Genomic DNA, 4809 nt, shown 5'->3' on the forward strand with positions numbered 1-4809 from the left:
ACCCCGAGCCCACAGCCGGACCCGGGCGCACCCCCGCACCTGCCCCTGACCCCGGACCCGACGCCGACCCCGCTCCAGACCCTGACCCCGACCTCGACCCCGACCCCGACCGCCGATCCTCCCCCGCCCCGATCCACTCGTGCTCCCCCGCCAGCGCCAGCCCCACCTGGGCCAGCGCCGCGATGTCCCCGGTGCCCACCGATCCGAACTCGTTGACCACGGGGTACGCGCCGTTCTCCAGCGCCTCGCACAGGGCGGTGACGACCCCTGGCCGCAGTCCAGCGCCGCCCGCCAGCAGCTGGTTGGCGCGGACGGCGAGCATCGCCCGTACCTGCCGGGCCGGCAGCTCCGCACCGATGGCGCCGGCATGACTGCGCAGCAGGCGCAGGCCGTGGTCGGCGGCGGCCTCGGTGGGGACGTCCTCGTTGCGGTTGGCGCCGACGCCGGTGGAGCGGCCGTACACCCGGCCGGTCGCGGCGATCCGGCGGGCGACGTCCCAGACCTCCTCGACGCGCTTCATCGCGTCGGTGCCGGGGACCGGCCGCGCGGCCCCGTCGGCGAGGCGGACGACGTCGTCGACGCCGAGGCCGACGCCGTCCAGAACGACGATGCCGGTGGACACCGGCGGCGGCACCGGCGACGGGACGGAGGGCGCCGTATCCACGATCCGAGACGACATAAGGCGAAGACTCCCCTCAAACAGGACGTAAGCCGGGCACTCGATCTTGCTTGCCGGACGTCCGTTACCTCGGATTAACACCAGGGCATTGACAATCTATTCAGACACAGAGAACTCTGCATGACGTTATACAAGCCCGGCAAGGGACACCCCATGATCCAGTTCGACGCGGTCCACAAGCGTTTCCCGAACGGCACCACTGCGGTCCACGACCTCTCCCTCCGGATGCCGGAAGGCGGCGTGACCGTGCTCGTCGGATCCTCCGGATGCGGCAAGACGACCACCCTGCGGATGATCAACCGGATGGTCGACCCGACCTCCGGCACGATCAAGGTCAACGGCCGGGACGTCCTGCGACAGGACGCCGCCGACCTGCGCCGGTCCATCGGCTACGTCATCCAGCAGTCCGGCCTCTTCCCGCACCGCACGGTCCTCGACAACATCGCGACCGTGCCGCTGCTCCTCGGCTGGGGCCGAAAGAAGGCCCGCTCCCGCGCGGCGGAGCTGCTGGAGACCGTCGGTCTCGCCGCCGACGCCGGCAAGCGCTACCCGCACCAGCTCTCCGGCGGCCAGCAGCAGCGCGTCGGCGTGGCCCGCGCCCTCGCCGCGGACCCGCCCGTCCTCCTCATGGACGAACCGTTCGGCGCGGTCGACCCGGTGGTCCGCACCCAGCTCCAGGACGAACTGCTGCGTCTGCAGAAGGAGTTGAACAAGACCATCGTCTTCGTCACGCACGACGTGGACGAGGCCGTCCGGCTCGGCGACCAGATAGCGATCTTCCGCACCGGCGGCCATCTGGTCCAGTGCGCGGCCCCCGCCGAACTCCTCGCCCACCCGGCCGACGACTTCGTCGCCGACTTCCTCGGCGCCGAGCGCGGCCTCAAGCTGCTCTCGCTGAAGACCCTCGCGGCCCTTCCGCAGGCCCCGGCCCCCGAGGGCGGCGCCTGGACCCTCGTACTCGACGAGGCCCGCAGGCCGCTGCACTGGCACGCGGCGGGTTCCAGCACGCACGGCACCGACATTCCCGTACGGCCGCTGCGGGACGGCGACTCGCTCCTCGCGGCGCTCAACGAGTCGATCGCCTCCCCCACCGGGCTCGTGGCCCGCGTGGACGCGACGGGCGCCCTCACCGGTGTCTCGTCCCGCGAGGACATCCACGCGCTCGCGGGCCGGGCGCACACGGAAGCCCGGACGGAAGCCCTGGCAGCCGCCCCGGAAGCCACGGAACCCCAGGTCACGGCATGACCATCGACTGGTCGTGGATCGGCGACCACACCGACGACCTCACCACCCTCACGGTCTCCCATCTCCAGGCAGCCCTGTCGGCGGTCTTCTTCGGCCTGCTGATCTCCCTGCCCTTGGCCGTGATCGCCCACCGGGTCCGCCCCCTGCGCGGCTTCCTGCTCGGACTGTCCAACGTCCTCTTCACGATCCCGTCGATCGCGATCTTCGTGCTCCTGCTCCCGGTGAGCGGCCTGACCCGCACCACCACCGTGATCGGCCTGACCGTCTACACCCTGGTCGTGCTGCTGCGGAACACGGTCGAGGGCCTGGACTCGGTCCCGGTGAAGACGAAGGAAGCGGCCAGGGCGATGGGCACGCGCCCTCTGCGCACCCTCCTCACGGTCGAACTCCCGCTCGCCCTCCCGGTGATCATGGCGGGCGTGCGCATCGCGACGGTCATGTCGATCTCGCTCGTCTCGGTCGCGACCTACATCGGCGACGGCGGCCTCGGCCAGCTCTTCACGGACGGCTTCCAGCGCGACTTCCCGACCCCGGTGATCGTGGGAGTGGTCCTCACCCTCCTCCTCGCGGTGGTCGCGGACGCCCTGCTGGTCGCACTCCAGTACGTACTCACCCCGTGGACGAGGCGGCGAGCCTGACATGTACGAACTCTTCAAGGACCTCGGCACCTGGCTGACCAGCGGCGACCAGTGGTCGGGCTACGACGGCATCGCGCACCGTCTCGCCGAGCACCTCCAGTACTCGCTGCTCGCGACCCTCGTCGCGACGGTCATCGGCCTGCCGCTCGGCCTGCTCATCGGCCACACGGGCCGGGGCGCGTTCGTGGCGATCAACCTGGCCTCCTTCGGCCGCGCCCTGCCGACCGTCGGCCTGGTCGTCCTGGTGTTCCTGACCAGCGGGCTGTCGATGTGGCCGGTGTACATCGCCCTGGTCGCGCTCGCGGTGCCGTCGATCGTCACCAACACCTACGCGGGCATGACGGCCGTCGACCCGGACGTGAAGGACGCGGCACGCGGCCAGGGCATGCGCTGGCACCAGGTCCTCCTCCAGATCGAGCTGCCCCTCGCCCTCCCCCTGATCATGACCGGCCTGCGCCTTGCGCTGATCCAGGTGGTCGCCACGGCCACCATCGCCGCGTACGTCTCCTTCGGGGGCCTCGGCCGCTATGTCTTCGACGGCCTCGCCCAGCGCGACCTGGTCCAGGTGATGGGCGGCGCCGTGCTGGTCGCCGTGGTCGCCATCGCGCTGGACCTGACGCTCTCCGGCGTCCAGCGCTTCCTCTTCCGCCACCGCCCCGCGTAAACCGAACCGCCCAGGAGCACTTCCGATGGCCCTTCCGATGAACCGACGCGCCCTCCTCGGCGGCCTCTTCGCAGCCGCCTCCGTCCCCGCCCTCGCCGCGTGCGGGGGTGGCATCACCTCCCTCGACGAAGGCGGCGCCGGCGCGGGCGGAGGCGGTGGCTCCAGCGCCGGCGGCCTCACCATCGGCACCGCCAACTTCACCGAGAACCAGGTGCTGGGCTACCTCTACGCGGCCGTGCTGGACGCGGCGGGCGTGAAGACGAAGGTCCGCCCGAACCTGGGCAGCCGCGAGATCCTCATCCCCGCGATGAAGGGCGGCGACATCGACCTCCTCCCCGAGTACCAGGGCGCCCTGCTCCACTACCTGGCCCCCAAGGCGACGGCCACCGAGGAGGGCGAGATGCAGAACGCCCTCACCATCGCCCTCCCGGCGGGCCTCCAGGTCCTCCCCTACGGCATGGCGGAGGACTCCGACGCCTTCGTCGTGACCCGCGAGACCGCCGAGAAGTACGGCCTGACCTCCCTCGCCGACCTGAAGAAGCAGAACGGGAAGCTGACACTGGGCGCGGCGGCCGAGGTGAAGACACGCGAGGTGGGCGTGGTGGGCCTCAAGGAGGTCTACGGGGTCGAGTTCAAGGAGTTCAAGTCGCTCGACTCCTCCGGCCCGCTGGTCAAGGGCGCCCTGAAGAAGGGCGACGTCGACGTGGCGAACCTCTTCACCACGGACACCGACATCCTGGACAACGGCTGGGTGGTCCTGACGGACCCCAAGAACCTGATCCCCGGCCAGCACGTCGTCCCCCTGATCGCCGACCGCAAGGCCGACCCGACGGTCCGCAAGGCCCTCGCCGAGCTCGGCAACGTCCTCACCACGGCCGACCTCACCGAGCTGAACCGCAAGGTGGACAAGGACAAGAAGGACCCCGAGGACGTGGCGAACGCGTACGCGAAGGACAGGGGCCTGACGAAGTAACCGCCCCGCCGGTACTCCGTTCCCCTGGCCCTCTGGATCCCCTCGCTCCCCTGGAAATCCGGTCCCCTAGGGTCCGGCCCAGGGGCAACAGGGGGGCTAACCCCAGTGCCGTGCGGATGCCGTTTGCCTACCGTGGTGTGCATGACCGGTATGGACGCGACGGGCGCACACGACGCCGACCTGAACAAGGAACTCAACGCCACCCTGCAGGCCCGCAGGGAACTGGGCGACGAGTACGAGTCCGCGTTGGTCGACTCGTTCCTGGAGAAGGTCGACCAGCGGATAGACAGCTCGGTCGAGCGCCGGGTACGGCGGCAGCTCGCCGAGCAGCAAATGGTGGTGGCGCGTGACGCGCGGGGGCCGAAATCCACCGACAGCTTCGGCGAGCGCTTCGGCTTCGGCATCGTCTCGCTGGTGCTGGCGATACCCCTGTCCGCGATCGGCGGCGGCGTCTCGGGCCTCCCCGGCCTGCTGGTCGCCTGGGGCGGCATCGTGGGGGTCAACGCGTTCCAGGCGGCACGCAGTTCGGCGTGGCTCTTCGGCAGCAGGCACCGCGGGTCCGCCGGTCAGGGCAGCACCTGGGAGGACTGAGGATACGCCGGGGGTGAAA

Annotated in this window: 6 protein-coding genes; 5 read left to right on the forward strand and 1 reads right to left on the reverse strand. The window is 70.7% G+C overall.

The features are described from left to right. Positions 1-679, reverse strand: a 679-nt coding sequence (locus STRTUCAR8_RS39475) for an aromatic amino acid lyase (protein WP_006381983.1), incomplete at its 3' end; no start/stop codon positions are given. 153 nt (positions 680-832) lie between these two features. Between STRTUCAR8_RS39475 and STRTUCAR8_RS39480 the strand changes: the two genes are divergently transcribed. The 5 genes from STRTUCAR8_RS39480 to STRTUCAR8_RS39500 all read left to right on the forward strand — a co-directional run bounded on the left by STRTUCAR8_RS39480 (position 833) and on the right by STRTUCAR8_RS39500 (position 4790). Then, a complete protein-coding gene (locus tag STRTUCAR8_RS39480; RefSeq protein ID WP_006381980.1) occupies positions 833-1924 on the forward strand; it encodes an ABC transporter ATP-binding protein in 1092 nt (363 codons plus the stop codon). After that, on the forward strand, positions 1921-2562 hold the full coding sequence (locus STRTUCAR8_RS39485; protein ID WP_006381984.1) for an ABC transporter permease: 642 nt from the start codon (positions 1921-1923) through the stop codon (positions 2560-2562). Before STRTUCAR8_RS39480 ends, STRTUCAR8_RS39485 begins: the two co-directional genes overlap by 4 nt. A 1-nt stretch (position 2563) precedes the next feature. After that, positions 2564-3226, forward strand: coding sequence for an ABC transporter permease (locus STRTUCAR8_RS39490; RefSeq protein WP_006381981.1), 663 nt, complete (start codon positions 2564-2566; stop codon positions 3224-3226). A gap of 37 nt (positions 3227-3263) precedes the next feature. Then, positions 3264-4199 (forward strand): ABC transporter substrate-binding protein, encoded by a 936-nt coding sequence (locus STRTUCAR8_RS39495; RefSeq protein ID WP_044473676.1) that lies wholly within the window; start codon positions 3264-3266, stop codon positions 4197-4199. A gap of 141 nt (positions 4200-4340) precedes the next feature. Further along, the gene (locus STRTUCAR8_RS39500; protein WP_059072983.1) at positions 4341-4790 is read left to right on the forward strand and encodes a hypothetical protein; all 450 of its coding nucleotides are present in this window, start codon (positions 4341-4343) and stop codon (positions 4788-4790) included. The last annotated feature ends 19 nt before the right edge of the window (positions 4791-4809 follow it).

Source organism: Streptomyces turgidiscabies Car8 (assembly GCF_000331005.1).
Classification (GTDB): Bacteria; Actinomycetota; Actinomycetes; order Streptomycetales; family Streptomycetaceae; genus Streptomyces; species Streptomyces turgidiscabies.

What these genes read in the sequence shown, in the direction of transcription:
- STRTUCAR8_RS39495 (WP_044473676.1), top strand. Translation starts at nt 3,264, where the DNA reads ATGAACCGACGCGCCCTCCTCGGCGGCCTCTTCGCAGCCGCCTCCGTC.
- STRTUCAR8_RS39485 (WP_006381984.1), top strand. Translation starts at nt 1,921, where the DNA reads ATGACCATCGACTGGTCGTGGATCGGCGACCACACCGACGACCTCACC.
- STRTUCAR8_RS39490 (WP_006381981.1), top strand. Translation starts at nt 2,564, where the DNA reads ATGTACGAACTCTTCAAGGACCTCGGCACCTGGCTGACCAGCGGCGAC.
- STRTUCAR8_RS39500 (WP_059072983.1), top strand. Translation starts at nt 4,341, where the DNA reads ATGACCGGTATGGACGCGACGGGCGCACACGACGCCGACCTGAACAAG.
- STRTUCAR8_RS39480 (WP_006381980.1), top strand. Translation starts at nt 833, where the DNA reads ATGATCCAGTTCGACGCGGTCCACAAGCGTTTCCCGAACGGCACCACT.